Raw genomic sequence first — 22,899 nt, forward strand, 5'->3', positions numbered from 1 at the left:
CTAAGCCGCCCGCGTGACGCGTCGTTCGAGAAGCAACAGCGTCAGGGTCACCAGGAAACCGAACGCCAGCAGCAGCGCCGCCAGCTGGTGCGCCTCGTTCCAGCGCAGTTGTTCGACCAACTGGAAGATCTCGACCGACAGCACCTGGGTTTCACCGGGAATGCCGCCGCCCAGCATCATCACCACGCCAAACTCTCCGACCGTGTGGGCGAAGGACAGGATGGCGGCGACGGCGTAGCCGGGCATGGCCAGGGGCAGGGCCACGCGGGCGAAGCTCTGCCAGCGCGACGCGCCCAGGGTGGCGGCGGCCTCCATCGGCTCCTCGCCCAGGGCGATGAAGGCGTTGCGCAGGGGCTGGACGGCGAAGGGCAGGGAATAGACCAGCGAGCCGATTACCAGCCCCTCGAAGGTGAAGGCCAGGGTGCGGACGCCCAAGGCTTGCAGCGGGGCCATCAGCACGCTGTGCGGCCCAAGCGCGATCAGCAGGTAGAAGCCCAGCACGGTCGGCGGCAGAACGATCGGCAGGGCGACCACCGCGCCGACCACAGGCTTCCAGCGCGAGCGCCCGCGCGCCAACCACCAGGCCAGGGGCGTGGCCAGGATCAGCAGCAGGATCGTGGTGATCCCCGCCAGTTTGACCGTCAGCCACAGCACCGAAAGCATGGATCAGGGAACCTCGTAGCCGTAGCGGCGGATGATGGCCTTGGCCTCGGAGCCCTTCAGGAACTGAAGGAAGGCCCTGGCAGCGGGATTGCCGGATCCCGTCTTCAGCAACACGGCCTGCTGGTCGATAGGCGTATGGTTGGCGGGCGGCACGAGCCAGCGTGAGCCACCGGGCTCGTTGACCACCTGCGACAGGGCCACAAAGCCCAGTTCCGCCGCGCCGGTCTGCACATACTGGTAGGTCTGGGTGATCGATGAGCCCGTGACGATCCTTGGCTTCAGGGTGTCCTGCAACTTCAGCCGGGTCAGGGTCTCGATGGCGGCCTGGCCATAGGGTGCGGATTTGGGATCGGCGATAGCCAGTTTCTCGAAGCCGCCCTTTGCCAGCACCGCGCCTTTGGCGTCGACCAGGCCCGGCGTCCTGCTCCATAGGACCAGGCGTCCGGTGGCATAGGTGAAGCGCGTGCCGGCCATGGCCAGACCCTCTGCTTCAGCCCGGGTCGGCCGTTCGGCGTCCGCCGACAGGAAAACCTCGAACGGCGCGCCGTTGGCGATCTGGTTATAGAACTGGCCGGATGATCCAAAGCTCAGGATCGCCCTGTGGCCCGTGCTGGCCTCGAACCGCGCGGCGATGGCCTTGGCGGGCTCGGTGAAGTTGGCCGCGACGGCCACCCGGGTCTCGTCGGCCATGGCCGCGCCGCCGGCCAGCAGCGCCAGACCGGCGGCGAGGACAACCATCAAAGAGCGGCGAGCGAGCATGCAGGACCTTGGCGGGCTTGGAGTCGGCGACCAGACGGCGTTATGTAGCAAGACTGCATAACGCTGTCCCATTTTCCGTTCAGGCCTGATCAGGAGCGACCATGGCCATTGATGGCGAACTCAGCGCCTCGCTCGTCCTGCGCCGGGGCGCCCTGGCCCGGGTGGGGTTGGAGCGTGTCGCCCTGCTGGAGGCCGTCGGCGAGACGGGTTCGATCACCGCCGCCGCCCAGCGGCTGGGCCTGAGCTACAAGGGCGCATGGGACGCGATCCAGGCGCTCAACAACCTGTTCGACGCCCCCCTGATCGCCGCCAGCGCCGGCGGCCGGTCGGGCGGCGCGGCGACCATCACCCCGCGCGGCCATGCGGTGATCAAGGCCTTCCGTGAGGTCGAACGCGAGATCGGCGCGGCCCTGGCCCGGCTTGAGGCCGGTCTGGCCTCCGCGCCCGAGCAGGGTCTGGGCGAGCTCTTCTGGAGCCTGGGACTGCGCACCAGCGCCCGCAACGCCTTGCGCGGGACCGTGGCGCGCATCGGGGCCGGGGCGGTGACCGTCGAGGTCGTACTGTCGCTGGGCGACGGGGTCGAGATCGTCTCGGTCATCACCCGGCGCAGCGCCGATGAACTGGGGCTGACGGTCGGCAAGCCGGCCATCGCCCTGATCAAGTCCAGCTTTGTTAGGCTCGTGCGAAGCGCTGATGCTGCGGGCGGGGCCAATCGCCTGACCGGCGCGGTCATCGACCGCGAGGATGGCGACCTGACCAGCGAGATCAGCCTGACCCTCTCCGCCGGCAAGACCCTGGTCGCGACCCTGCCGCGCGCCGACGCCATGGCGTTGAGGCCCGGCGACGCGGTCGTCGCCAGGGTCGAGCCCTCGGACGTCATCCTGGCCGTCGAATAGCGCAGGCGCTCTTTACCGCAATGGCCCCCATGATGCGGCCACGGCCACGGATTGGGAACCTTCAGCGGGCCTGCCTGCCAGGCGTGCGCGCAATCTGTGGCGGTGTGACTCATTGATCTTGGCCAAGCTTGCGGCGATTATGCAGCCGCACCCGCGCCCACCTCCGAGGGATTCTTGATTCAGCTCCTGTCCTCCCGGCTCGGCAAAGGTATGGCGGTTCTGGCCGTGATGCTGATCGCCATGCTGGTGGTCCAGGCGCCGGTGGCCATGGTGGACCGGGCGCTGCACGCCAGCGGCCAGGTACATGCGGCCAACGCCTTCGCCGGCCCGCTCGCCGCTGACCTGGCCGATCACGATCACGATCACGATCATGATGCGATGGCCGGCGCCGAGGTCGCGGACGATGATCGCGACCCCTCACCTTCGCAGGGCGCGCACCACCACCATGACGGCGCCTCGCTTCTGGGCCTGACGGTCGCCATGACGGTCGCCAGTCCCTGGGGCTCGACGCTCGAATCCTGGTCGGGCCAGGACACCTCGCTCGACAGCGCCGAGCCTGCTCCGCAGAAACGCCCCCCAAAAGCCCGCCTCGAACACGTCGCCTGATCGACGCGGCCCTCGGCCGCGCCCGCTTCCGTTCGAGAGAGTCCCATGCCCCATTTCGTCCATGGCCGCGCCACGCGGTCCTGGCTGCTCGCGTCGGCGTTCGCCGTCGCTCTGCCCCTTGCCGCCCAGGCTGAACCCCTGGGATTGCCCCAGGCCCTGGCCCGCGCCGCCCAGTCCGATCCCACCCGTCCCGCCGTCGAGGCGCGCCTCAAGGCCGCCGACGCGGGCGCCCGTCAGGCCAGCGTTCGCCAGAACCCCGTCGTCGGCGTCGAGCTGGAAGACCTGACGGGAACCGGTCCCTATTCGATGATCGATCGAGCCCAGGCCACGGTTTATTACCAGCAGAGCCTGGATCGCGGCGGCAAGCGCCAGGCTCGCACGGCCCTGGCCCGCACCGAGATCGATCTGGTTCGCCTTCGCTATCAGGTTCAGGTGCTGGACCTGTTCCAGGCGGTGGAGCTGGCCTGGGTCGAGGCCCTGGTCGCGGAAGCGCAGGTCCGCCTGGCGCGCACGCGGCTGGACATCGCCCAGCGTGCCCAAGGCGAGGTGGACCGGCGCGTGAAGGTCGCCCGCGACCCCCTGTTCGCCGGCGCCCGCGCTGACACCCAGGTCGCCGAGGCCAGGATCGCCCTGTCGCAAGCCCAGATGGCCGCCGACACTGCGCGCCGAAACCTCGCCAGCCATTGGGACGGCGACGGCGATTTCGACCTCGATCCGGCGGTGCTGGACGACACCGCCGCCGCCGAACAGGTCGCGGGCGAAGCGTCTGAAGCGGATCTGGCGGTGCTCGACGCCGAGCGACAGGCCGCGACCGCGCGGGTTCGCCTGGAGCAGAGCAAGGCTGTCCAGGATCCGACCTGGCGCGCCGGCCTGCGCTATCTGAACGAGGGGCGCGACATGGCGGTGCTGGTCGGCGGGTCGATCCCGCTGGCCCGCCATGACACCAATCGCGGCGCCATTGAGCGTGCGCAGGCTGAACGCACGGCGGCCGATGTCGATCTCCTCAGCGGCAAGGTCCTGCGCGAACGTAAGATCGCCAGGCTGCAGGCCGGGCTGGCCGCACGGGCCAGCGAAGCCCGTCGCATTGAGGCCGAGGTGCTGCCCGCCGCCGAACGGACCGTCGCCCTGGTCCGCGAGGGCTTCAATCGCGGCGGCTTCAGCTATCTCGACGTCATCGAGGCCCAGAAGGTCCTGATTGACGCCCGGAGCCGGCGGCTTGACGCCCTGAAGGCCTTCTACACCGACCGCGCCCTGCTGGCCCGCCTGACCGGCCGCCACGCCGCCCTCATTCCCGCCTCGGAGACTGTCCGATGAACCGCCCCTACACCCGGCGCGCCAGCGTGCGCCTTGCCCTGCTGATGGCCTCCACCCTGGTGCTGGCGGCCTGCGGCGACGGCGCCAAGCCCGCCACAGAGACCGAAGGCCACGCCGCCAAGGCCGGCGACTATGAGCGCGGTCCCCATCGCGGCCGCCTGTTGCGCAGCGGCGATCTGGCCATCGAGATCACCATCTTCGAAGACGGCGTCGAACCGGAATTCCGCGTCTATGCCTATCGCAAGGACAAGCCGGTCGATCCGCGCCAGGTCCAGCTGTCGGTCGAGCTGACCCGGCTGGGCGGCAAGGTCGACCAGTTCAGTTTCGCGCCGCAGGAAGACTATCTGCGCGGCGCGGGCGTGGTGCGCGAACCGCACTCTTTCGACGTGAAGGTTCGGGCCAGCCAGGGCGGCCAGAGTCATCAGTGGACCTATCAATCCTACGAAGGCCGAACGACGATCAGCGCGGACGCCGCCAAGGCAGGCGGCGTGAAGACCGAGATGGCCGGCGGCGCCGACATCGCCGAGCTGGTCGACATGGCCGGCCGCGTCGAGATCACGCCCGAGGGCAAGGGCGAGGTTCGCGCCTGGTATCCGGGACGGGTGATGACCCTGCGGGGAGAGCTGGGAAGCCAGGTTCGCAAGGGGCAGCTGCTGGCCCGGGTGGAGTCCAGCGAGAGCCTTCAGACCTATTCGATCTTCGCGCCGATCAGCGGGATCATCGTCGAGAAGAACCTCAATGTCGGCGACGTGGCCGGCGAGCGGGCCATCTTCGTGATCGCCGATCCGACCAAGCTGCATGCCGAGTTCTTCGTCTATCCGCGCGACGCCGAGCGGGTGCGCGTCGGCCAGCCCGTCGAGGTGCGCAGCCTGTCGGGCGACACCCGGCTGATGGCGCTGGTCGAGGCGGTTCTGCCGACCGCCGACCTGGCCAGCCAGACCCTGATGGCCCACGTCCATCTGCCCGAGGGCTCAGCCGCATTCCGGCCGGGCATGGGCGTCGAGGGATCGTTCCAGGTCGCCTCCACCCGCGTTCCGCTGGCGGTGCGCACCCGGGCTCTGCAGAAATTCCGCGACTTTACCGTCGTCTTCGCCAGGGTGGGCGACACCTATGAGGTGCGGATGCTGGAGCTGGGTCGCCAGACGCCCGAATGGACCGAGGTGCTGGGCGGGCTTGAACCCGGAACCGAATATGTCGCCGACGGCGCCTTCCTGATCCGCGCGGACATCGAAAAGTCCGGCGCGAGCCACGACCACTAGGAGCGCGCAACCATGCTTGAACGCATCATCGCGCTGTCGATCCGCTATCGGTGGATCGTCCTGGCGCTCGTCCTCGCCTCGGCGATCCTGGGCGTCTGGAGCTTCCAGCGCCTGCCGATCGACGCCACCCCCGACATCACCAACGTCCAGGTGCAGATCAATACCGAAGCGCCGGGTTTCTCGCCGCTGGAGGCCGAACAGCGGATCACCTTCCCGGTCGAGACCGCCATCGCCGGCCTGCCGGGGCTGGACTACACCCGCTCGGTCTCCCGCTACGGCCTCAGCCAGGTCACGGTCGTCTTCAAGGACGGGACCGACATCTATTTCGCCCGCCAACTGGTCAATGAACGGCTGCAGGCTGCCCGCGCCCAGCTGCCGCCCAGCCTGACGCCCGAGCTTGGCCCGATCTCCACGGGCCTGGGCGAGATCTTCATGTACACGGTCGAAGCCAAGCCCGGCGCGCGCCGGCCTGACGGCAAGGCCTATACGCCCGAGGACCTGCGCACCCTGCAGGACTGGGTGATCCGGCCCCAGCTGCGCAACACGCCCGGCGTCACCGAGGTCAACACCATCGGCGGCTTCGAGCGGCAGTATCACGTCACCCCTCTGCCGGAACGGCTCTCGGCCTATGGCCTGACCATGGCTGACGTCACCGCCGCCCTGGCCAAGAACAACAGCAATGTCGGGGCCGGCTATATCGAGCGCTATGGCGAGCAGTATCTGGTCCGCGTTCCCGGCCAGGCCAGCGGCGTCGAGGACCTGCGCGGCACGATCATCGTGAATCGCGGCGGCGCGCCGATCCGCGTCGGCGACGTGGCCGATGTGGGTCTGGGCGAGGAACTTCGCACCGGGGCCGCGACCGAGAACGGCCAGGAGGTGGTGCTGGGCACCGTGTTCATGCTGGTCGGCGAGAACAGCCGCACCGTCGCCCGCGCCGCAGCGCTGCGCCTGGAACAGGCCGCCAAGTCCCTGCCGGCCGGCGTCTTGGCCACGCCGGTCTATGATCGCACCGAACTGGTCGATCGCGCCATCCGCACGGTCGAGACCAACCTGGTCGAGGGCGCGCTGCTGGTGATCGTCGTGCTGTTCCTGCTGCTGGGCAATATCCGGGCGGCGCTGATCACGGCGGCGATCATCCCGTTCTCGATGCTGCTGACCATCACCGGCATGGTCCAGAGCCGGGTGTCGGGCAATCTGATGAGCCTGGGGGCGCTGGACTTTGGTCTGATCGTCGATGGGGCGGTGATCATCGTCGAGAACTGCCTGCGCCGGTTTGGCGAGGCGCAGCATCGTCTGGGTCGCCTGCTGACCAGGGACGAACGCTTCGCCCTGACGGCCAGCGCGGCCGGTGAGGTGATCAGGCCGTCGCTGTTTGGCGTGCTGATCATCACCCTGGTCTATGTGCCGATCTTCGCCCTGAGCGGGGTCGAGGGGAAGATGTTCCACCCGATGGCCATCACCGTGGTCATCGCCCTGACCGCCGCCCTGGTGCTGTCCCTGACCTTCGTGCCGGCCGCCGTGGCGATGTTCGTCACCGGCAAGGTCGAGGAGAAGGAAAGCCGCATCATGCGCGGGGCTCGCCAGCTCTACGAACCGGCGCTGGCTACGGCCCTGCGGCTGCGGGTGGCGTTCGTGGCCGGCGCCGTGGCGCTGGTGGTCATCGCGGGTCTGGCGGCCAGCCGCATGGGCTCGGAGTTCGCCCCCAGTCTCGACGAGGGCGACATCGCCATGCACGCCCTGCGCATACCGGGCACCAGCCTCACCCAGGCTGTCCGGATGCAGGCGGCTCTCGAGGCGCGGATCAAGTCGTTGCCGGAGGTCGAGCGGGTGGTGAGCAAGATCGGCACCGCCGAAGTCGCCACCGACCCGATGCCGCCCTCGGTCGCCGACACCTTCATCATGCTGAAGGACCGCAAGGACTGGCCCGATCCGCGCAAGCCCAAGGCCACGCTGGTCGCTGAACTGGAGGCCGCCGTCGCCACCATTCCCGGCAACAACTACGAGTTCACCCAGCCGATCCAGATGCGGTTCAACGAACTGCTGTCGGGCGTTCGCGCCGACGTGGCCGTCAAGGTGTTCGGCGACGACCTCGATCAGTTGCGCACCATCGGCGAAAGCGTGGGGGCGGTGGTCGAGGGCATCGAGGGCGCCCAGGATGTGGGTGTCGAACAGGTGACCGGGCTGCCGGTCCTGCAGATCACGCCGGATCGCGCCGCCCTGGCCCTGCTGGGACTGAACGTGCAGGACCTGCAGGAGGTGGTCGCCACCTCGATCGGCGGCGCGGTGGTCGGTCAGGTGTTCGAGGGCGACCGGCGCTTCGACGTCGTGGTCCGCCTGCCCGAGGCGATTCGGGGCGACCTGGAGGGCGTCCGCCGCCTGCGCGTGCCGTTGCCGGCGACCGGGGAGGGGCCCCGAGGGTTCGTGCCGCTGCAGGACGTGGCCAGGGTCGAGACGGTGATCGGCCCCAACCAGATCAGCCGCGAGGACGGCAAGCGCCGCGTGGTCGTCACCGCCAATGTGCGGGGCCGGGACCTGGGCTCCTTCGTCGCCGAGGTGCAACAGAAGGTCGGCGCCGAGGTCGAGATCCCGACCGGCTACTGGATCAGCTATGGCGGGACGTTCGAACAACTGATCTCGGCGGCGAAACGGCTTCAGCTGGTCGTGCCCGCCGCCCTACTGCTGATCTTTGGTCTGCTGTTTGCGCTGTTCCGGTCGGTCAAGGACGCCGCCATCGTCTTTTCCGGCGTGCCCCTGGCCCTGACCGGGGGCGTGGCGGCCCTGCTGCTCCGGGGGCTGCCGCTGTCGATCTCGGCGGGCGTCGGCTTCATCGCCCTGTCTGGCGTGGCCGTGCTCAATGGCGTGGTCATGGTCAGCTTCATCCGGAGCCTTCTGGCCGAGGGGCGGCCGCTGGACGAAGCGATCAGCGAAGGCGCCCTGACGCGCCTCAGGCCCGTGCTGATGACCGCCCTGGTCGCCAGCCTGGGCTTCGTGCCGATGGCCTTCAATGTCGGGGCCGGGGCCGAGGTGCAGCGCCCGCTGGCCACGGTGGTGATCGGCGGGATCATCTCCTCGACCCTGCTGACCCTGCTGGTCCTGCCTGCGCTGTATCGCCTTGTCGGCGGATCGCTGCTTGGCCGGCCGCGGGCCGACTGAGGGCTGGTCGGTGGGGGAGGCGCAGCGGGCCTAGTCGCCTGCGCCTTCCAACGCCGCCTCATGGCTCATGGCCGATTTGCCGAGTTCAACGTGCTCGGCGATGCGGCCGCTGGCTTTGCGCTCGCTGTAGCGATCAACCAGGTCGTCGGCGCGGTCGCGGGTGAGCAGGGTGAACTTCACCAGCTCCTCCATCACGTCGACGACGCGGTCGTAATAGGCCGACGGCTTCATGCGGTCATTGTCGTCGAATTCCTGGAAGGCCATCGCCACCGACGACTGGTTGGGAATGGTGATCATCCGCATCCAGCGTCCCAGCAGGCGCAGGGTGTTGACGGCGTTGAACGACTGCGAACCGCCGCTGACCTGCATCACCGCAAGGGTTCGGCCCTGGGTCGGTCGGACACTGCCGATCTCCAGCGGGATCCAGTCGATCTGGGCCTTGATGATCCCGGTGATCGCGCCATGCCGCTCGGGACTGCACCAGACCTGCCCCTCGGACCACAGGGACAGGGCCCGCAGCTCCTGGACCTTTGGATGGTCCGGCCCCGTGGCGTCGGGAAGCGGCAGGTCGCGGGGGTCGAAGATTTTCGTCTCGCAACCCAGAACCTGCAAAATGCGCGCCGCCTCCTCGACCAGCAGCCGGCTGAACGAGCGCTCGCGCAGCGATCCGTAGAGCAGCAGGATACGGGGCGGATGGGTCGCAGGTGACCGGCTCTCGAGTTGGCCCTGGGTCGGCGCCGTGAGAAATTGCGGCTGGAGCGCGGGCAGGTCGGTCATGATTTCCAAATTCCTCGAAGCGTCTTGGCGTCGTCACATATTTCCACTAACTTGGAAATATGGAATCGAAAGCCGCTGTCGCAAGTCTCTCCGCGCTGGGCCACGAAGGTCGGCTGGCCATCTTCCGCCTGCTGGTCAAGGCCGGCAGTCAGGGTGTGCCGGCCGGTGAGGTCGCTCGCCGCCTGGAGATGCTGCCCAATTCTCTGTCGGCCAATCTCAACGTGCTCAGCCATGCTGGACTGATCGTTTCGCGCCGCGAGGGCCGCTCGATCATCTATTCGGCCGCCTACGGGGCGATGAGCGGTCTGCTGGGCTTCCTGATGGAAGACTGCTGCGGCGGCAATCCCGAGATCTGCGCGCCCTTGAACGAGATCCTCGCCCGGGCCGCCGACTGCGATGGAACCTGCCTTGTCGAATTGGAGACAGCATGACCGATCCCCAGTCTAACCTGAAACACGTCCTGTTTCTCTGCACCCACAACTCGGCGCGCTCGGTGCTGGCGGAGTCGATCATGAACCGCGTCGGGGCGGGCCGTTTCAAGGCCTATTCGGCCGGCTCGATGCCCAGTGGCCGGATCAACCCGCACGCCATCCATCTGCTCCAGCACCTCAACTACCCGACCGATCACCTGCGCTCCAAGGCCTGGGACGAGTTCTCCAAGGCCGGCAATCCGGACGCGCCGGATCTCGATTTCGTGTTCACCGTCTGCGACAACGCCGCCGGCGAGGTCTGTCCGATCTGGCCGGGCCAGCCGATGAGCGCTCACTGGGGGATCCCCGATCCGTCGGCGGTCCAGGGAACCGAGGCCGAGGTCGCCTTGGCCTTCGCCGAGGCCTATCGTCAGCTCAACAGCCGCATCACGCTCTTCTGCGCCCTGCCCATGGCGTCGATCGACAGGCTGTCGCTGCAGCGCCGGCTCGATGAGATCGGCAAGTCCTTCGCCCCCGACGAACCCGCCGCCTGAGGGGCGCCGCCCCGCTTTCTGTTTTCCTGACGAGTGACCCATGTCCGATACCGACTTCCCGATCGTGATCTTTCACAACCCCGCCTGCGGCACCTCGCGCAACGTCGTGTCGATGGCGCAGGCGGCCGGCTACACGCCCACGGTCGTTGAGTATCTCAAGGCCGGCTGGTCGCATGACCAGCTGCGTGAGCTGGCCGGGGAGGCGGGTCTGACGCTCCGCCAGCTGATGCGCGAAAAAGGCACGCCGGCCGCCGAGCTGGGTCTTCTGGCTGATGACGCCACAGAGGATCAGATCCTCGACGCCATGGTCGCTCACCCCATTCTGGTCAATCGGCCGATCGTGGTCACGCCCAGGGGCGTCAAGCTGTGCCGGCCGTCCGAGGTCGTGCTGGATCTGCTGGACCGCAAGCCGGCCAGCTTCACCAAGGAAGACGGCGAGATCGTCGTCCTGTGATCCTCGCCCTGCTGATCTTCCTGCTCACCATCACCCTGGTCATCTGGCAACCCAAGGGCCTCAGCATCGGCTGGAGCGCCACACTGGGCGCCGGCCTGGCGCTGCTGACGGGCGTCGTCCATCCCGGCGACATCATCACGGTCTGGCACATCGTGTGGAACGCCACCGGCGCCTTCATCGCGGTGATCCTGATCAGTCTGCTGCTCGACGAGGCCGGCTTTTTCGAGTGGGCGGCCCTGCATGTGGCCCGCTGGGGCGGCGGCAAGGGGCGGCTGCTGTTCGCCGCGATCGTGCTGCTGGGCGCGGCGGTCTCGTCGCTGTTCGCCAATGACGGCGCGGCGCTGATCCTGACGCCGATTGTCATCGCCATGCTGATGGCGCTGGGTTTCAAGGACAAGGCGACCCTGGCCTTCGTGATGGCGGCCGGTTTCATCGCCGACATGGCCAGCCTGCCGCTGGTGGTCTCGAACCTGGTCAACATCGTCTCGGCCGACTTCTTCAAGATCGGCTTCAGCCGCTACGCCTCGGTGATGATCCCGGTCGACATCGCCGCCATCGCCGCCACCCTGGCGGCGCTGATGCTCTATTTCCGGCGTGACATCCCCAAGACCTATGACGTCGGCCAGCTGAAGGCGCCGCGCGAGGCGATCAAGGATCCGGCGACCTTCAAGGCCGGCTGGGTGGTCCTGGCCCTGTTGCTGATCGGGTTCTTCGCTCTGGAGCCTCTGGGCGTGCCCGTCAGCGCCACCGCCGCCGTCGGCGCGCTGGTCCTGCTGGTCATCGCGGGCCGGGGCCACGTGATCAGCACCCGCAAGGTGCTCAAGGGCGCGCCCTGGCAGGTCGTGATCTTCTCGCTGGGCATGTATCTGGTGGTCTATGGCCTGCGCAATGCGGGCCTCACCGACCAGATTGCGGGCCTGCTCAACTACTTCGCCCAGGGCGGCGTCTGGGGGGCGGCGCTCGGAACCGGCATCCTGACCGCCCTGCTGTCATCGGTGATGAACAACATGCCCACGGTCCTGGTCGGGGCCCTGTCGATCGACGCCAGCGGCGCGACCGGCGCGGTCAAGGAGGCGATGATCTACGCCAATGTCATCGGCAGTGACCTGGGCCCCAAGATCACCCCGATCGGCTCGCTGGCCACCCTGCTGTGGCTGCACGTGCTGCGCACCAAGGGGATCAGGATTTCCTGGGGCTATTATTTCAAGGTCGGGATCGTGCTGACCACGCCGATTCTGCTGATCACCCTGGCCGCCCTGGCGCTGCGCCTGACGCTCGCGCCCTAGCCGGGCGAGGCCCGCTGCATCGAAACCGGCGCTGAATCGCCGGAAAACGGGGTCTCGACGCGCCCGAGAGTGCGATTCAGTCTGAAACTGTGCCGGAAGGGAAGTAGGTCGGTCCCAAACCCTTTGGGGGTTTGGGACCGATGGTGCCACGACAGGGACTCGAACCCTGGACCTCAGCCTTACCAAGGATGCGCTCTACCACTGAGCTACCGCGGCGAAGAGGAGGGGCGTATAGCGAGCCAAATCGCGAATGCAAAGCCTAAATGCGACTTGACCCACAGACTTCGTCGCCGCACCCCTCGCCCATGCCGATCCCAGACGACAAATCCCTGCGCGAAGCCAGGCTCGCCGAGGCCCTCAGGACCAACCTGCGCAGGCGTAAAGCCGCGGCCCGGCCCGCGCGGAGCGGTGAGGAGAGGGCGCTCGCCGCCGCCGAGGCGGCGCCGCAGCCTTACAGTGTCATGCGTCGCCTCGAGGGCGTCGCGCACGCTGATGGCGCGCGAGTCGCCCTCGTCCTGGAAATTTCCGCGCCCTACGCCGCGCCGGAGTCGGACGAGGTCTGCTGCGCGGTGCGCTTGACCGGCGACGGTGGCCAGTTCGACAGCGAGCACGGCAAGGCGGCGTTCGGTCTGGATGGACTGCAGGCGACAAGGCGGGCCGTCGAGCTGGCCCAGGTGGCCCTGGATCTGGCCAGCACGACCCATGATCTGCGCTGGCCGGACGGCCGATCCTATGACCTTTCCGCGCCCATTTGAGCCGCGCCCCTTGCAAGCCCTCTTGCAACGGATAGAACCCGCCCCTCACATGTGACCCGCGCGACGATCCGTCCCCGTCGCGCGCTCGAGGGACGTCATTTTGGATCGCATCGCCATCATCGGCGGCGCGCGGCTGAACGGGGAAATCCCGGTCAGCGGCGCCAAGAACTCGGCCATCAAGCTGATGGCCGCCAGCCTGCTCACCGATGAGCCGCTGCGCCTGACCAACATGCCGCGCCTGGCCGACACCCGGTTCCTGGGCAAGCTGCTCTCGCGCCTGGGCGTCAGCGTCACCGAGAGCGACGGTCCCGACGGCCAGCAGACGATCCTGCATGCCCCCGAGATCACCAGCGGCTTCGCGCCCTATGACCTGGTTCGCCAGATGCGCGCCTCGTTCAACGTGCTGGGTCCGCTGATCGCCCGCACCGGCCAGGCCAAGGTGAGCCTGCCCGGCGGCTGCACCATCGGCGCGCGGCCCGTCGACCTGCACCTGCAGGCCCTTGAGGCCCTGGGCGCCAAGATCGATCTGCATGAGGGCTATGTCTATGCCCAGGCCCCGCGCGGCCTGAAGGGCGCGGAAATCACCTTCCCGTTCGTGTCGGTGGGCGCCACCGAGCACGCCATGCTGGCCGCCGTGATCGCCGACGGCGTCACCGTTCTGCACAACGCCGCCTGCGAGCCCGAACTGCTGGACCTGCAGGAATGCCTCAACGCCATGGGCGCCAAGGTCGAGGGCGCCGGCACGCCGACCGTGACCATCACCGGCGTCGCCCGTCTGCACGGCGCGACCCATGCGGTGATCCCTGACCGGATCGAGATGGGCACCTATGCCGTCGCCGCCGCCATGGCCGGCGGCGAGGTGCGCCTGACCAACGCCCGTCCGCACCTGATCGACAGCCTGCTGGACAAGCTGGAAGAGGCCGGTTGCGGCGTCGAACGCACCAGCGACGGCGTCATTATCCGCCGCAACGGCGAGCGCCTGAAGGCGGTCGACATCGAGACCGCGCCCTATCCGGGCTTCGCCACCGACCTGCAGGCCCAGTTCATGGCCCTGATGACCCTGGCCGACGGCGAGAGCCGCATCCGCGAGACCATCTTCGAAAACCGCTTCATGCACGCCCCGGAGCTGATGCGCCTGGGCGCCGACATCTCGGTGTCGGGCGGCGAGGCCCGCGTCCGCGGCGTCGCCCAGCTGGAAGGCGCCGAGGTGATGGCCACCGACCTGCGGGCCTCGGTCAGCCTGGTGATCGCCGGCCTGGCGGCGCGCGGCGAGACGATCGTGTCGCGCATCTATCACCTGGATCGCGGTTTCGAGCGTTTGGAAGCAAAGCTCACGGCCTGTGGGGCGCAGGTGCGCCGCATCAAGGACGACGGAGAGGCCGAACTCTAGATGGCAAAGACCGCCCCCGCCCTGCGACTGCTGGCCCAGGACGCCGACGATCTGGCGGTGATCTCCGCCGCCCTGCAGGACGCCATCGCCAAGATCGGCGACATCCACTGGGATGCGCACGGCCGGACCCTGACGATCGCCTGCAACCGCTTCCGCTGGGAGGCCGGTGGCAAGAAAGAGGGTCAGCGCGTGCGTTCGGCCCTGCAACTGGGCGACGTCACCGGCGTCCAGGCCCGCAACCTCAAGCGCGACGCGAAGGGCGCCATTGTCGAACTGCTGGCCATCGCCTTCGAGCCCGGCGAGGCGCCCGGCGGCACGGTGATGCTGACCTTCGCCGGCGGCGGCGACCTGCGGGTCGGCGTCGATTGCCTGGACGTGGTGCTGGCCGACGTTTCCGAACCCTGGGCCACGTCCCGCCGGCCCGGGCACGCCGACTAGGCGCCCTGCCTGATTTGCGGGCATGCCTTGAATCTGACTTCCAAACAGGCAGTGGCGGCGCCGAGGATTCGTCCCACGCGCTAGTGATCGCCGGCGAACTCACCTGAGGCGGGAACGGTGCTAGGTTAACGCCACGCGCCCGTCAGAGGCGTGAGCATCGTTAGGGAGGCCGTCATGGCCAGGAAGTCCTATGCGACCGGGGAAACCCAGTCGGTGTTTTTGCGTGCGTGCGACATCACCAAACCCGCTCCGCCCGTGCTTCGGCATGGCGGCCCCTGTTTCGACTGGGGGCGCCTGGCGCTGGTCAGCCTGTTCGGGGTCATGGTCGTGGGAATGGCGACCCTGGCCTATGCGGGGCTGAGCTAACCGCCGGCGACGGAGGCGGCGTTGCTGACCCCCACGCCCCTCCGTCATTTGCCACGCAAGGCAAACCCCTCCTAAGCTCGTCCCTCGCGTTCGAGGCGGGGGCCGGCGCGAGCTGACGTCCTGCGCCCGCGGGAAGCCGACGCATGCGCGCCCCCGACCACGATCTTTGGAACCAAGACCTGGCCCCCACGGGCGAGGCGCAACGCACCTGGCGCTGGCATCACTTCGCCGCACTCTGGTTGGGCATGGTGATCTGCGTGCCGGCCTACATGCTGGCCTCGGGCCTGATCGAGCAGGGGATGTCGGCCGGGCAGGCGGTGGCGACCGTGCTGCTGGGCAATCTGGTCGTGCTGCTTCCGATGCTGCTGATCGGCCACGCGGGCGCCCGGCACGGCGTGCCCTATGCCGTGCTGGCGCGGGCCTCGTTCGGCTGGAAGGGCGCGCGCATCCCCGCCGTCGCCCGGGCGGTGGTGGCCTGCGGCTGGTACGGCATCCAGACCTGGATCGGCGGCGGCGCGCTGCTGACCCTGCTGGGCGTGATCATGGGGCGCAGCCTGACGGGCGCGCCCATTCCGCTGCTGGGCATCGGCGTGGGCCAGCTGCTGGCGTTCCTGGCCTTCTGGGGCATCCAGCTGCTGTTCGTCACCAAGGGCCTGACCGCCGTGCGCCGGCTCGAGACCTGGACCGCGCCGATCAAGCTGCTCATCTGCGCCCTGATGGTGTGGTGGGCCATGGACAAGGCCGGCGGCCTGGGCCCGATCTTCCATCAGCCCTCGGCCTTCGTCGACGGCGGCCCCAAGGCCGGCCAGTTCTGGAGCGTCTTCGTGCCCGCCCTGACCGCCATGGTCGGCTTCTGGGCGACCCTGGCCCTGAACATCCCCGACTTCACGCGCTTTGCGAAGAAACAGGCCGACCAGATTCTGGGTCAGGCCATCGGCCTGCCGATCCCGATGGGCCTGCTGGCCCTGGTCAGCGTCATCACCACCTCGGCCACGGTCATCGTCTTTGGCAAGGCGGTGTGGGACCCGGTGCAGCTGGCCGGCGACATCGGCGGGATCGCGGTGGTGATCGGCCTGCTGATCATCAGCCTCGACACGGTGTGCTGCAACATCGCCGCCAATCTGGTCGGCCCGGCCTATGACTTCTCGGCCCTGTGGCCCAGCAAGATCACCTATCGCATGGGCGGCTGGATCACGGCCGGGATCGGCGTGCTGATCATGCCGTGGAAGCTGCTGGAGACCACTGAAGGCTACATCTTCGTCTGGCTGGTCGGCTATGGCGCGCTGCTGGGACCGATCGCGGGGATCCTGATCGTCGACTACTGGCTGCTGCGGAAAACCGTGCTGGCGGTGGATGACCTGTACGCCAAGGACGGCGCCTACGCCTATCGCGGCGGCTGGAACCCGGCGGCGCTGGCAGCCCTGGCCGTGGGGGGCGCGCCGAACCTGCCGGGGTTCCTGGCCTCGGCCGCGCCGCACCTGTTCGGTGGCGTAGGGGCGTTCTGGACCGGGCTTTATACGTATGCGTGGTTCGTGGGGCTGGGGCTGGCGGGCGCGATCTATTGGGGGATGATGCGCGGTGCGGGGGGCAGACGCGGCGAGTGAGGCCGGGTTTGAGCGGGGGAGGTGCCGGCGCCGGCAAATCTGGGTGTTGGCGCCGAAAGGGGGCGTTTCCATCGTCTGCTTTGGGTGGATTGCGGACACTGGGCAACTGCAAAGTCTTTGACGTTGAGGTCAAATGGCCGAACATTCAGACTCGATACACATGATCACGTAGAATGGTTTGGCCTCATGGAAGTGCGCGCTCTCAACGAATCCGAAACGCAAGCACTTCAGGAGGGTTTCGCTTTCGCAGCCCAGTATATAGGGCAGGAGCATCCATTTTCAGATGCTCAAGCGCAAGAACTTTACGACGCCATTTTGGGCGCTGAGCCGGATGTCGGAAACTTCCAGATCGCCACAGGCCTCGTATTTGGCGAGATGATTATTACAAATGAACCCTTCGAATGGGTTCGCATCATTGACGAATACGGGGAAGAAACAGGCCTTTGCCACAAGGATGTGACCGTAGTCTGCCACCCTATCAGCATGATCCAGAAGCGGCTCTCGAGGCGCGAGCAGGTTGATATGAAGCAGCTTCGCGATGCGACTCTCGGAACATTGGAAGAGATGATCTCGAGCGGGAGTTATCTCCCGAGATGGGCGGCTTCCTGCGGCGAAGCGGTGCCTCTCAGCAATCCTAAAGCAGGGAAGTAGGAGGTCTCCCAAAGCAGGCGTTCTAAACCTCCGCTACGGCTCGAAAGCGGTCTTTGGCGCTGGTCCAACAAGCAGACGCCCCGCGTCCCGCTCATCCTTAAATCTCCTGGAGGCTGCAGCGTGCCGGTCTGACCAGGTTGGTCAAGGACTGGCCTGCGGCCAGCCGCTCTGCGGCGGCGCGGAGCGCCGTCCTTGAGCAACCTGGTCAGACCGGCGATCGTCTCGCCGTGAGATTTAAGGATGGCTCCCACTCGCGAGCGAGAAGACCTTCAAACTGCAATAACTCTTGTCATCCCGGCCGTAGCGCAGCGGAGCGCCGGGACCCAGGGGCAACCGCTGTGCGGCGGCCCCTGGGTCCCGGCTCGCGCCAAGGCGCGTCCGGGATGACAAGCGTTTTTGAAGCGAGAATGGGGATTGAGGTCGCTCAATCCCCGTACTTTTCGATCTCAACTTTAACGAAATCGACCACTTGTAAAAAACTTGATCGCGCCAATCAGACGCGCCCAAACCGCCCGCATAATCAATCTCACCTCAAGGCAAGGGAAGGGACGTCGGCCGGCGACCTGACGGGCCCTGGGGTGTGGTCGAGCGGGCAGTGTTCCGTCGGCTGTCGCTCTGGGCCCTGTTCGCCCGGTTTGCGAGGCGTGGCCTGTCCCTCCAGGGAAGGCGGGCGCCTCGGATCGGGGTTCAGGATCAATCCCTCGGCGGCGGGCCGGCGGCGCGCAACAGGCATGGGCTGAAATCGCCCATGCGGTCTGGACGGGGTCGCTATCCCCTCCGCCCGTCGGGGGCCTAACGTCGGGAGCGGGTTAAAACCCCGCGCCCCGAGGGCTCACCGGATAACGGCTGCGCGGAGCGTCTGTCTTCGTCGAAACGGTACTTACTAAACAACATTCCGGGCGAGGCCCGGACGCTCCGCGACCCTTCCCATCACTCGGCGGTTTCCGCGCGAGGTCGCGAAGCCGTGTCCGCCAGACTTGCCCCCAACGGGCTGCTGCGCAGCCGTCTTGCCCCGGAGGGGGAAGATGAAACGCGCCGGCCCCCATCTTCCCCCTACGGGGGAGGACGACCTGCGAAGCAGGTCAGGAGGGGGCAAGTACGCCAACACCCCTTGTCTCGCACGCAAAAACCCGCATCTACACGCCCATGCGCCGCTTCGACTTTTCCGCCCCTGATTTCGCCGCCGCCTTCAAGGCCTTCCTGGACGAGGATCGGGGATCGCCAGCTGATGTCGACGCCTCGGTCGTCCAGGTGCTGGACGCCGTCCGCACCGGCGGCATCCAGGCGGTGCTGGACCTGACCCGCAAGTTCGACCGCGTCGACCTGACCGAACAGACCGTCCGCGTCACCGCCGAGGAAATCGAGGCCGGCGCGGCCGACACCCCCGCCGACGTGCGCGAGGCCATCGCCTTCGCCGCCGCCCGCATCCGCGCCTATCACGCCCGCCAGCGTCCGGCCGACCAGGCCTGGACCGATGAGGCCGGGGTGCAGCTGGGCTGGCGTTGGACGCCGATCGAGGCCGTGGGCGTCTATGTGCCCGGCGGCCGCGCGGCCTATCCCTCGACCGTGCTGATGAACGCCGTGCCCGCCCAGGTGGCCGGCGTCGACCGCATCGCCATGGTCACCCCGCCCGGCAAGCTGCAGCCGGCCGTGCTGGCCGCCGCCAAGGAGGCCGGCGTCACCGAGATCTGGCGCATCGGCGGCGCCCAGGCCGTCGCCGCCCTGGCCTATGGCGCCGGACCCATCCAGTCGGTCGACAAGATCGTCGGTCCCGGCAACGCCTATGTCACCGCCGCCAAGCGCCGCCTGTACGGCGTGGTCGGTATCGACGCCCTGGCCGGTCCCTCCGAGATCGTCGTGGTGGCCGATAACAAGAACAATCCCGACTGGATCGCCGCCGACCTGCTGAGCCAGGCCGAGCACGACCCCGCCGCCCAGTCGATCCTGATCACCGACGACCCGGCCTTCGCCGCTCTGGTCGAGGCCGCCGTATTGGAGCGCCTGAAGACCCTGGCGACCGGCGCGGACGCCGCCGCTTCGTGGCGCGACCACGGCGCGGTGATCATCGCCCCGCTGGACGAGAGCCCGGCCCTGGTCGACGCCATCGCCCCCGAGCACGTCGAGTTCGCCCTCGACAATCCCGAGCGCCTGTCCGACCGCGTGCGCCACGCCGGCGCGATCTTCCTGGGTCGCCTGACGCCGGAAGCCATCGGCGACTATGTGGCCGGCTCCAACCACGTGCTGCCCACCAGCCGCGCGGCGCGCTTCCAGTCGGGCCTGTCGATCTACGATTTCCTCAAGCGCACCTCGATCGTGAAGTGCGATCCGGCCTCGTTCGCGATCCTGGGTCCGCACACGGCGGCCCTGGCCACGGCCGAAGGTTTGCCGGCTCACGCCCTGTCGGCGTCGATCCGGTTGCCTGGGCGGTTGCCTTCCGAGGGCTGACGCGCAAATCTCGCGCCACACATGACCGACGCCAAAGCCACCCAGCACCTGAAATCCATCGTCATCGACGAAGACAGCCTCGCGGCCGCCTCGCGCGACCAGGAGCAGGAGCGGCAGGTCGCCATCTTCGACCTGCTGGATTCGAACTATTTCGAGCCGGCCGAGGCCCATGGCGGCCCCTATGACCTGAAGCTGTCGCTGATCGAGAACCGCCTGGCCTTCGACATCGGCGGTCCTGACTACGAGCGCCGGCACCTGCTGTCCCTGTCGCCCTTCAAGGGGGTGATCAAGGACTACTTCATGATCTGCGACAGCTATTACTCGGCGATCCGCAACTCGACGCCCCAGCAGATCGAGGCCCTGGATATGGGCCGGCGCGGTCTGCACAACGAAGGCTCCTCGCTGCTGCGCGAGCGGTTGGAGGGCAAGGTCAAGACCGACCTCGACACGGCGCGGCGCCTGTTCACCCTGATCTGCGCGCTGCACTGGCGAGGCTAGGGCGCTTTGCCTGCTCTGCCGGACGCCGTCCTCTTCACCTGCAACTATAACCGGGTGCGGTCGCCCATGGCCGAGGGGCTGTTCAAGCGATTCTACGGCACCCGGGCCTTCGTTGATTCGTGCGGGCTGCGCGGGGACCCGACCGGCGAGGGGATCGACCCCTTCGTGATCGCCGTGATGGACGAGCTGGGGCTGGACGTTTCCGATCACAAACCCAAGACCTTCGCCCAGCTGGAGGACGACAGTTTCGACGTCGTCGTGTCGCTGACGCCCGAGGCCCAGCACCGCGCCGTCGAGCTGGCGCGGGACCGGGCGGTCGATATCGAGTACTGGCCGACCCATGATCCCACGCTGGTCGACGGCTCGCGGGAGGCGCGGCTGGAGGCCTATCGCGAGGTCCGGGACGGCCTGGCCGACGCCATCAAGAGACGTTTCGGCGCGCCATCGACGTTCGGGGGGTGAATGCGCTATAGAGGCGCCTCGCCGCGACGGCTCACGTCTCGACCACCCGGTCGGGGCGTCCTCGCGGCTATCTGTTTGCTCCAATTGAGAGGCCTGATGGCTAAGGAAGAACTTCTCGAGTTTCCCGGTACGGTCAGCGAACTGCTGCCCAACGCGACCTTTCGCGTGACGCTGGAAAATGCTCACGAGATCATCGCCCACACCGCCGGCAAGATGCGCAAGAACCGCATCCGCGTGCTGGCCGGCGACAAGGTGCTGGTTGAAATGACGCCCTACGACCTGACCAAGGGCCGTATCACCTACCGCTTCAAGTAGGGGCGATGGCTTCCGCTACGGCCGTCCAGCCGGCGCTGGTTCTGGCCAGCGCGAGTCCCCGGCGCCTGGACCTGCTCGCGCAGGTCGGCGTCACGCCCGACCGGGTCGATCCCGCCGACATCGATGAAGCGCCCCTGCGTGACGAGACACCGCGTCTCCACGCCCTGCGCCTGGCGCGGGAAAAGGCGCGCGCTGTGGCGGGCCGGGCTCCGGGCGACTTCGTCCTGGCCGCCGACACGGTTGTCGCGGTGGGACGTCGCATCCTGCCCAAGGCCGAGACCGAGGCTCAGGCCAGCAAGTGCCTGGCCCTGCTGTCGGGTCGCAACCACAAGGTCCTGACCGCTGTGGCCGTCATCGCGCCGGATGGCCGCGAGGCTTCGCGACTGGTCGAGACCCGGGTGCAGGTCAAGCTGCTCTCCGATCTCGAAAAGGCCGACTACCTGGCTGGCGGCGAATGGCGCGGCAAGGCTGGCGGCTATGCCGTTCAGGGCGTGGCCGGCGGCTTCATCATCGACCTGCATGGCTCCTATACGAGCGTCGTCGGCCTGCCGCTGTACGAGACCCTGAACCTGCTGCGCGGGCTGGGCTGGAAAGCATCATGAGTGAACGTCGCGCCTATCTCTATAAGGGCGTCGGCGAGACCGTCGGCGTCGTCACCCTGGACGGTCGGCCCGAGCGGCTGATCGCGACCTGGGACGGCGATGATCCGCTGGACGTCGAAGGCGTTCGCGGCGTGGCCCGCATCCGCAAGATTGAAAAGGCCTTCGCCTCGGCCTTCGTCCAGCTGCCCGGCGGCCAGGACGTGCTGCTGCCGCTGCGTCCGGACATGCCCAAGCTGGTCGAGGGCGGTCTGGTCGAGATCGAGATCCGCACCCCCTCGCGCCGCGACAAGTCGGCCGTGGCCCGTTTCATCGGGGAAGGGGAGGGCGAGCCCCGCGTGCTCGAGCCGGCCTTTACCGTCGAACAGCAGCTTCGCCTGCTGGTGAAATCCGGATCGCCCACCGGCGGCGAGGCGGCCCTGCAGGCTGTCGAGGCCGCAGAGGCTGAGGCGCTGGAAACCCTCTTCGCCCTGCCCGGTGGCGGCGACATCAGCATAGAGCCCACGCGAGCCCTGGTGGCGATCGACGTGGACCTGGGCGCCCGTGAGGGTCTGGACGCCAAGCGCGCCGCACGGCAGGCCAATATGGCCGCCCTGGGCGTCGCCGCCCGGATTCTGCGTCTCAAGGGGCTGGGCGGCATTGTCGTCTTTGACCTGGTCGGGCGCGGTCATGACGGCCAGGCCCTGTCGACGGCGGCCCGCAACGCCTTCTCGGTCGACAATCCCGGCGTGGCGATCGGGGCGATCAGTCGCTTCGGCACGCTGGAGATGACGATTCCCCGACGCGGCCGATCGATTCTCGACCGACTGCTGGATGAGCGCGGGCAGGCCAATCCGCCGGCCATGGCGCGCCGTCTGGCGCGAGCCCTGGAGCGTGAGGGCCGGGCCGATCCCGGCGGACGCCTGATCGCCCGCTGCGCGCCCCTGGTCGCGGCGGCCTTCAGCGTGCTCGACGCCGGCGTGGCCGACCGTCTGGGGCGCAGATTCGTCGTTGAAGCGGTCGAAGGCTGGCCGGTCGACCACATGGAAGTGTCTGCATCATGAGCAGTGGCTGCCCCATCTGCGGCAAGCCGGTCGATCCGGTGGCGCGCCCCTTCTGTTCCAAGCGCTGCGCGGACGTGGATCTGCAGCGCTGGCTGTCGGGTCGATACGTGGTCCCTGGGACCGACGATGACGACGAGAATCCGCTCTCGGAAGAGATCCGCAGGAATGACGATTAGGGCGCTGGACAACCAAATCGGCCTCG

25 protein-coding genes, 1 tRNA gene and 1 pseudogene are annotated in these 22,899 nt (G+C 67.9%); 23 read left to right on the forward strand and 4 right to left on the reverse strand.

Translation table 11 applies throughout. From position 1 onward, the window contains the following. Positions 1-663, reverse strand: a complete 663-nt coding sequence (gene modB / locus ACN2C7_RS07810) for a molybdate ABC transporter permease subunit (RefSeq protein WP_419320913.1) — start codon at positions 661-663, stop codon at positions 1-3. Positions 664-666: 3 nt separating this feature from the next. Continuing rightward, a complete protein-coding gene (gene modA / locus ACN2C7_RS07815; protein ID WP_419320914.1) occupies positions 667-1,422 on the reverse strand; it encodes a molybdate ABC transporter substrate-binding protein in 756 nt (251 codons plus the stop codon). A gap of 101 nt (positions 1,423-1,523) precedes the next feature. Here modA and ACN2C7_RS07820 point away from each other — a divergent pair, with 101 nt between their 5' ends. The 5 genes from ACN2C7_RS07820 to ACN2C7_RS07840 all read left to right on the forward strand — a co-directional run bounded on the left by ACN2C7_RS07820 (position 1,524) and on the right by ACN2C7_RS07840 (position 8,650). Continuing rightward, on the forward strand, positions 1,524-2,318 hold the full coding sequence (locus tag ACN2C7_RS07820; RefSeq protein ID WP_419320915.1) for a TOBE domain-containing protein: 795 nt from the start codon (positions 1,524-1,526) through the stop codon (positions 2,316-2,318). Positions 2,319-2,528: 210 nt separating this feature from the next. Beyond that, positions 2,529-2,924: a hypothetical protein gene (locus tag ACN2C7_RS07825; protein WP_419320916.1), complete on the forward strand. Its 396-nt coding sequence runs from the start codon at positions 2,529-2,531 to the stop codon at positions 2,922-2,924. Positions 2,925-2,969: 45 nt separating this feature from the next. After that, on the forward strand, positions 2,970-4,238 hold the full coding sequence (locus ACN2C7_RS07830; RefSeq protein WP_419320917.1) for a TolC family protein: 1,269 nt from the start codon (positions 2,970-2,972) through the stop codon (positions 4,236-4,238). After that, positions 4,235-5,497 (forward strand): efflux RND transporter periplasmic adaptor subunit, encoded by a 1,263-nt coding sequence (locus tag ACN2C7_RS07835; protein WP_419320918.1) that lies wholly within the window; start codon positions 4,235-4,237, stop codon positions 5,495-5,497. Before ACN2C7_RS07830 ends, ACN2C7_RS07835 begins: the two co-directional genes overlap by 4 nt. 12 nt (positions 5,498-5,509) lie before the next feature. Next, positions 5,510-8,650 carry an efflux RND transporter permease subunit gene (locus tag ACN2C7_RS07840; RefSeq protein ID WP_419320920.1) on the forward strand — a complete coding sequence of 1,047 codons (3,141 nt, stop codon included), beginning with the start codon at positions 5,510-5,512 and terminating at the stop codon, positions 8,648-8,650. Positions 8,651-8,680: 30 nt separating this feature from the next. Here ACN2C7_RS07840 and arsH read toward each other — a convergent pair whose 3' ends face one another. After that, a complete protein-coding gene (gene arsH, locus ACN2C7_RS07845) occupies positions 8,681-9,427 on the reverse strand; it encodes an arsenical resistance protein ArsH (protein ID WP_419320921.1) in 747 nt (248 codons plus the stop codon). Between the two features lie 59 nt (positions 9,428-9,486). Here arsH and ACN2C7_RS07850 point away from each other — a divergent pair, with 59 nt between their 5' ends. The 4 genes from ACN2C7_RS07850 to ACN2C7_RS07865 are packed head-to-tail and all read left to right on the forward strand — an operon-like array spanning position 9,487 to position 12,131. Further along, positions 9,487-9,858: an ArsR/SmtB family transcription factor gene (locus ACN2C7_RS07850; protein WP_419320922.1), complete on the forward strand. Its 372-nt coding sequence runs from the start codon at positions 9,487-9,489 to the stop codon at positions 9,856-9,858. Beyond that, entirely contained in the window at positions 9,855-10,391 is a 537-nt protein-coding gene (locus ACN2C7_RS07855; RefSeq protein ID WP_419320923.1) for an arsenate reductase ArsC, read from the forward strand. Before ACN2C7_RS07850 ends, ACN2C7_RS07855 begins: the two co-directional genes overlap by 4 nt. 40 nt (positions 10,392-10,431) lie before the next feature. Further along, the gene (arsC, locus tag ACN2C7_RS07860) at positions 10,432-10,845 is read left to right on the forward strand and encodes an arsenate reductase (glutaredoxin) (protein WP_419320925.1); all 414 of its coding nucleotides are present in this window, start codon (positions 10,432-10,434) and stop codon (positions 10,843-10,845) included. Continuing rightward, on the forward strand, positions 10,842-12,131 hold the full coding sequence (locus tag ACN2C7_RS07865) for an arsenic transporter (protein ID WP_419320926.1): 1,290 nt from the start codon (positions 10,842-10,844) through the stop codon (positions 12,129-12,131). Before arsC ends, ACN2C7_RS07865 begins: the two co-directional genes overlap by 4 nt. A 141-nt stretch (positions 12,132-12,272) precedes the next feature. On the opposite strand, the gene ACN2C7_RS07870 is transcribed toward ACN2C7_RS07865, so the two are convergent. Beyond that, positions 12,273-12,347 (reverse strand) — tRNA-Thr (locus tag ACN2C7_RS07870). An 89-nt stretch (positions 12,348-12,436) separates the two neighbouring features. Between ACN2C7_RS07870 and ACN2C7_RS07875 the strand changes: the two genes are divergently transcribed. The 14 genes and pseudogenes from ACN2C7_RS07875 to ACN2C7_RS07940 all read left to right on the forward strand — a co-directional run bounded on the left by ACN2C7_RS07875 (position 12,437) and on the right by ACN2C7_RS07940 (position 22,873). Beyond that, positions 12,437-12,886 (forward strand): hypothetical protein, encoded by a 450-nt coding sequence (locus ACN2C7_RS07875; RefSeq protein WP_419320927.1) that lies wholly within the window; start codon positions 12,437-12,439, stop codon positions 12,884-12,886. 100 nt (positions 12,887-12,986) lie between these two features. After that, on the forward strand, positions 12,987-14,276 hold the full coding sequence (gene murA, locus ACN2C7_RS07880; RefSeq protein WP_419320928.1) for a UDP-N-acetylglucosamine 1-carboxyvinyltransferase: 1,290 nt from the start codon (positions 12,987-12,989) through the stop codon (positions 14,274-14,276). Then, positions 14,277-14,714 carry a DUF2948 family protein gene (locus tag ACN2C7_RS07885; RefSeq protein ID WP_419320929.1) on the forward strand — a complete coding sequence of 146 codons (438 nt, stop codon included), beginning with the start codon at positions 14,277-14,279 and terminating at the stop codon, positions 14,712-14,714. A gap of 174 nt (positions 14,715-14,888) precedes the next feature. Next, a complete protein-coding gene (locus ACN2C7_RS07890; protein ID WP_419320930.1) occupies positions 14,889-15,080 on the forward strand; it encodes a hypothetical protein in 192 nt (63 codons plus the stop codon). Positions 15,081-15,223: 143 nt separating this feature from the next. Next, positions 15,224-16,684, forward strand: coding sequence for an NCS1 family nucleobase:cation symporter-1 (locus ACN2C7_RS07895; RefSeq protein ID WP_419320931.1), 1,461 nt, complete (start codon positions 15,224-15,226; stop codon positions 16,682-16,684). A gap of 186 nt (positions 16,685-16,870) precedes the next feature. Beyond that, complete coding sequence (locus ACN2C7_RS07900; protein ID WP_419320932.1) at positions 16,871-17,335, forward strand: DUF3806 domain-containing protein; 465 nt, start codon at positions 16,871-16,873, stop codon at positions 17,333-17,335. A 281-nt stretch (positions 17,336-17,616) separates the two neighbouring features. Beyond that, positions 17,617-17,735: pseudogene (locus ACN2C7_RS07905) on the forward strand (hypothetical protein); the annotation flags it as partial. 746 nt (positions 17,736-18,481) lie between these two features. Continuing rightward, a complete protein-coding gene (hisD, locus tag ACN2C7_RS07910; RefSeq protein ID WP_419320933.1) occupies positions 18,482-19,780 on the forward strand; it encodes a histidinol dehydrogenase in 1,299 nt (432 codons plus the stop codon). Positions 19,781-19,801: 21 nt separating this feature from the next. Next, positions 19,802-20,278, forward strand: coding sequence for a UPF0262 family protein (locus ACN2C7_RS07915; RefSeq protein WP_419320934.1), 477 nt, complete (start codon positions 19,802-19,804; stop codon positions 20,276-20,278). 66 nt (positions 20,279-20,344) lie between these two features. After that, the gene (locus tag ACN2C7_RS07920) at positions 20,345-20,740 is read left to right on the forward strand and encodes a low molecular weight phosphatase family protein (protein ID WP_419321434.1); all 396 of its coding nucleotides are present in this window, start codon (positions 20,345-20,347) and stop codon (positions 20,738-20,740) included. Positions 20,741-20,836: 96 nt separating this feature from the next. Then, complete coding sequence (infA, locus tag ACN2C7_RS07925) at positions 20,837-21,055, forward strand: translation initiation factor IF-1 (protein ID WP_035044427.1); 219 nt, start codon at positions 20,837-20,839, stop codon at positions 21,053-21,055. 5 nt (positions 21,056-21,060) lie between these two features. Then, on the forward strand, positions 21,061-21,657 hold the full coding sequence (locus ACN2C7_RS07930; protein ID WP_419320936.1) for a Maf family nucleotide pyrophosphatase: 597 nt from the start codon (positions 21,061-21,063) through the stop codon (positions 21,655-21,657). After that, entirely contained in the window at positions 21,654-22,697 is a 1,044-nt protein-coding gene (locus ACN2C7_RS07935; protein ID WP_419320937.1) for a ribonuclease E/G, read from the forward strand. The genes ACN2C7_RS07930 and ACN2C7_RS07935 overlap by 4 nt, the downstream gene beginning before the upstream one ends. After that, positions 22,694-22,873 carry a DNA gyrase inhibitor YacG gene (locus ACN2C7_RS07940; protein WP_419320938.1) on the forward strand — a complete coding sequence of 60 codons (180 nt, stop codon included), beginning with the start codon at positions 22,694-22,696 and terminating at the stop codon, positions 22,871-22,873. Before ACN2C7_RS07935 ends, ACN2C7_RS07940 begins: the two co-directional genes overlap by 4 nt. Positions 22,874-22,899: the final 26 nt, after the last annotated feature.

The sequence above is a fragment of the Caulobacter sp. ErkDOM-E genome, assembly GCF_048541895.1.
Taxonomy (GTDB): domain Bacteria; phylum Pseudomonadota; class Alphaproteobacteria; order Caulobacterales; family Caulobacteraceae; genus Caulobacter.

Bases quoted from the DNA above. Each gene is read 5' to 3' on its own strand.
- modB (WP_419320913.1), bottom strand. From the start codon at position 663: ATGCTTTCGGTGCTGTGGCTGACGGTCAAACTGGCGGGGATCACCACG.
- modA (WP_419320914.1), bottom strand. From the start codon at position 1,422: ATGCTCGCTCGCCGCTCTTTGATGGTTGTCCTCGCCGCCGGTCTGGCG.
- ACN2C7_RS07820 (WP_419320915.1), top strand. From the start codon at position 1,524: ATGGCCATTGATGGCGAACTCAGCGCCTCGCTCGTCCTGCGCCGGGGC.
- ACN2C7_RS07825 (WP_419320916.1), top strand. From the start codon at position 2,529: ATGGCGGTTCTGGCCGTGATGCTGATCGCCATGCTGGTGGTCCAGGCG.
- ACN2C7_RS07830 (WP_419320917.1), top strand. From the start codon at position 2,970: ATGCCCCATTTCGTCCATGGCCGCGCCACGCGGTCCTGGCTGCTCGCG.
- ACN2C7_RS07835 (WP_419320918.1), top strand. From the start codon at position 4,235: ATGAACCGCCCCTACACCCGGCGCGCCAGCGTGCGCCTTGCCCTGCTG.
- ACN2C7_RS07840 (WP_419320920.1), top strand. From the start codon at position 5,510: ATGCTTGAACGCATCATCGCGCTGTCGATCCGCTATCGGTGGATCGTC.
- arsH (WP_419320921.1), bottom strand. From the start codon at position 9,427: ATGACCGACCTGCCCGCGCTCCAGCCGCAATTTCTCACGGCGCCGACC.
- ACN2C7_RS07850 (WP_419320922.1), top strand. From the start codon at position 9,487: ATGGAATCGAAAGCCGCTGTCGCAAGTCTCTCCGCGCTGGGCCACGAA.
- ACN2C7_RS07855 (WP_419320923.1), top strand. From the start codon at position 9,855: ATGACCGATCCCCAGTCTAACCTGAAACACGTCCTGTTTCTCTGCACC.
- arsC (WP_419320925.1), top strand. From the start codon at position 10,432: ATGTCCGATACCGACTTCCCGATCGTGATCTTTCACAACCCCGCCTGC.
- ACN2C7_RS07875 (WP_419320927.1), top strand. From the start codon at position 12,437: ATGCCGATCCCAGACGACAAATCCCTGCGCGAAGCCAGGCTCGCCGAG.
- ACN2C7_RS07885 (WP_419320929.1), top strand. From the start codon at position 14,277: ATGGCAAAGACCGCCCCCGCCCTGCGACTGCTGGCCCAGGACGCCGAC.
- ACN2C7_RS07890 (WP_419320930.1), top strand. From the start codon at position 14,889: ATGGCCAGGAAGTCCTATGCGACCGGGGAAACCCAGTCGGTGTTTTTG.
- ACN2C7_RS07895 (WP_419320931.1), top strand. From the start codon at position 15,224: ATGCGCGCCCCCGACCACGATCTTTGGAACCAAGACCTGGCCCCCACG.
- ACN2C7_RS07900 (WP_419320932.1), top strand. From the start codon at position 16,871: ATGGAAGTGCGCGCTCTCAACGAATCCGAAACGCAAGCACTTCAGGAG.
- hisD (WP_419320933.1), top strand. From the start codon at position 18,482: ATGCGCCGCTTCGACTTTTCCGCCCCTGATTTCGCCGCCGCCTTCAAG.
- ACN2C7_RS07915 (WP_419320934.1), top strand. From the start codon at position 19,802: ATGACCGACGCCAAAGCCACCCAGCACCTGAAATCCATCGTCATCGAC.
- ACN2C7_RS07920 (WP_419321434.1), top strand. From the start codon at position 20,345: ATGGCCGAGGGGCTGTTCAAGCGATTCTACGGCACCCGGGCCTTCGTT.
- infA (WP_035044427.1), top strand. From the start codon at position 20,837: ATGGCTAAGGAAGAACTTCTCGAGTTTCCCGGTACGGTCAGCGAACTG.
- ACN2C7_RS07930 (WP_419320936.1), top strand. From the start codon at position 21,061: ATGGCTTCCGCTACGGCCGTCCAGCCGGCGCTGGTTCTGGCCAGCGCG.
- ACN2C7_RS07935 (WP_419320937.1), top strand. From the start codon at position 21,654: ATGAGTGAACGTCGCGCCTATCTCTATAAGGGCGTCGGCGAGACCGTC.
- ACN2C7_RS07940 (WP_419320938.1), top strand. From the start codon at position 22,694: ATGAGCAGTGGCTGCCCCATCTGCGGCAAGCCGGTCGATCCGGTGGCG.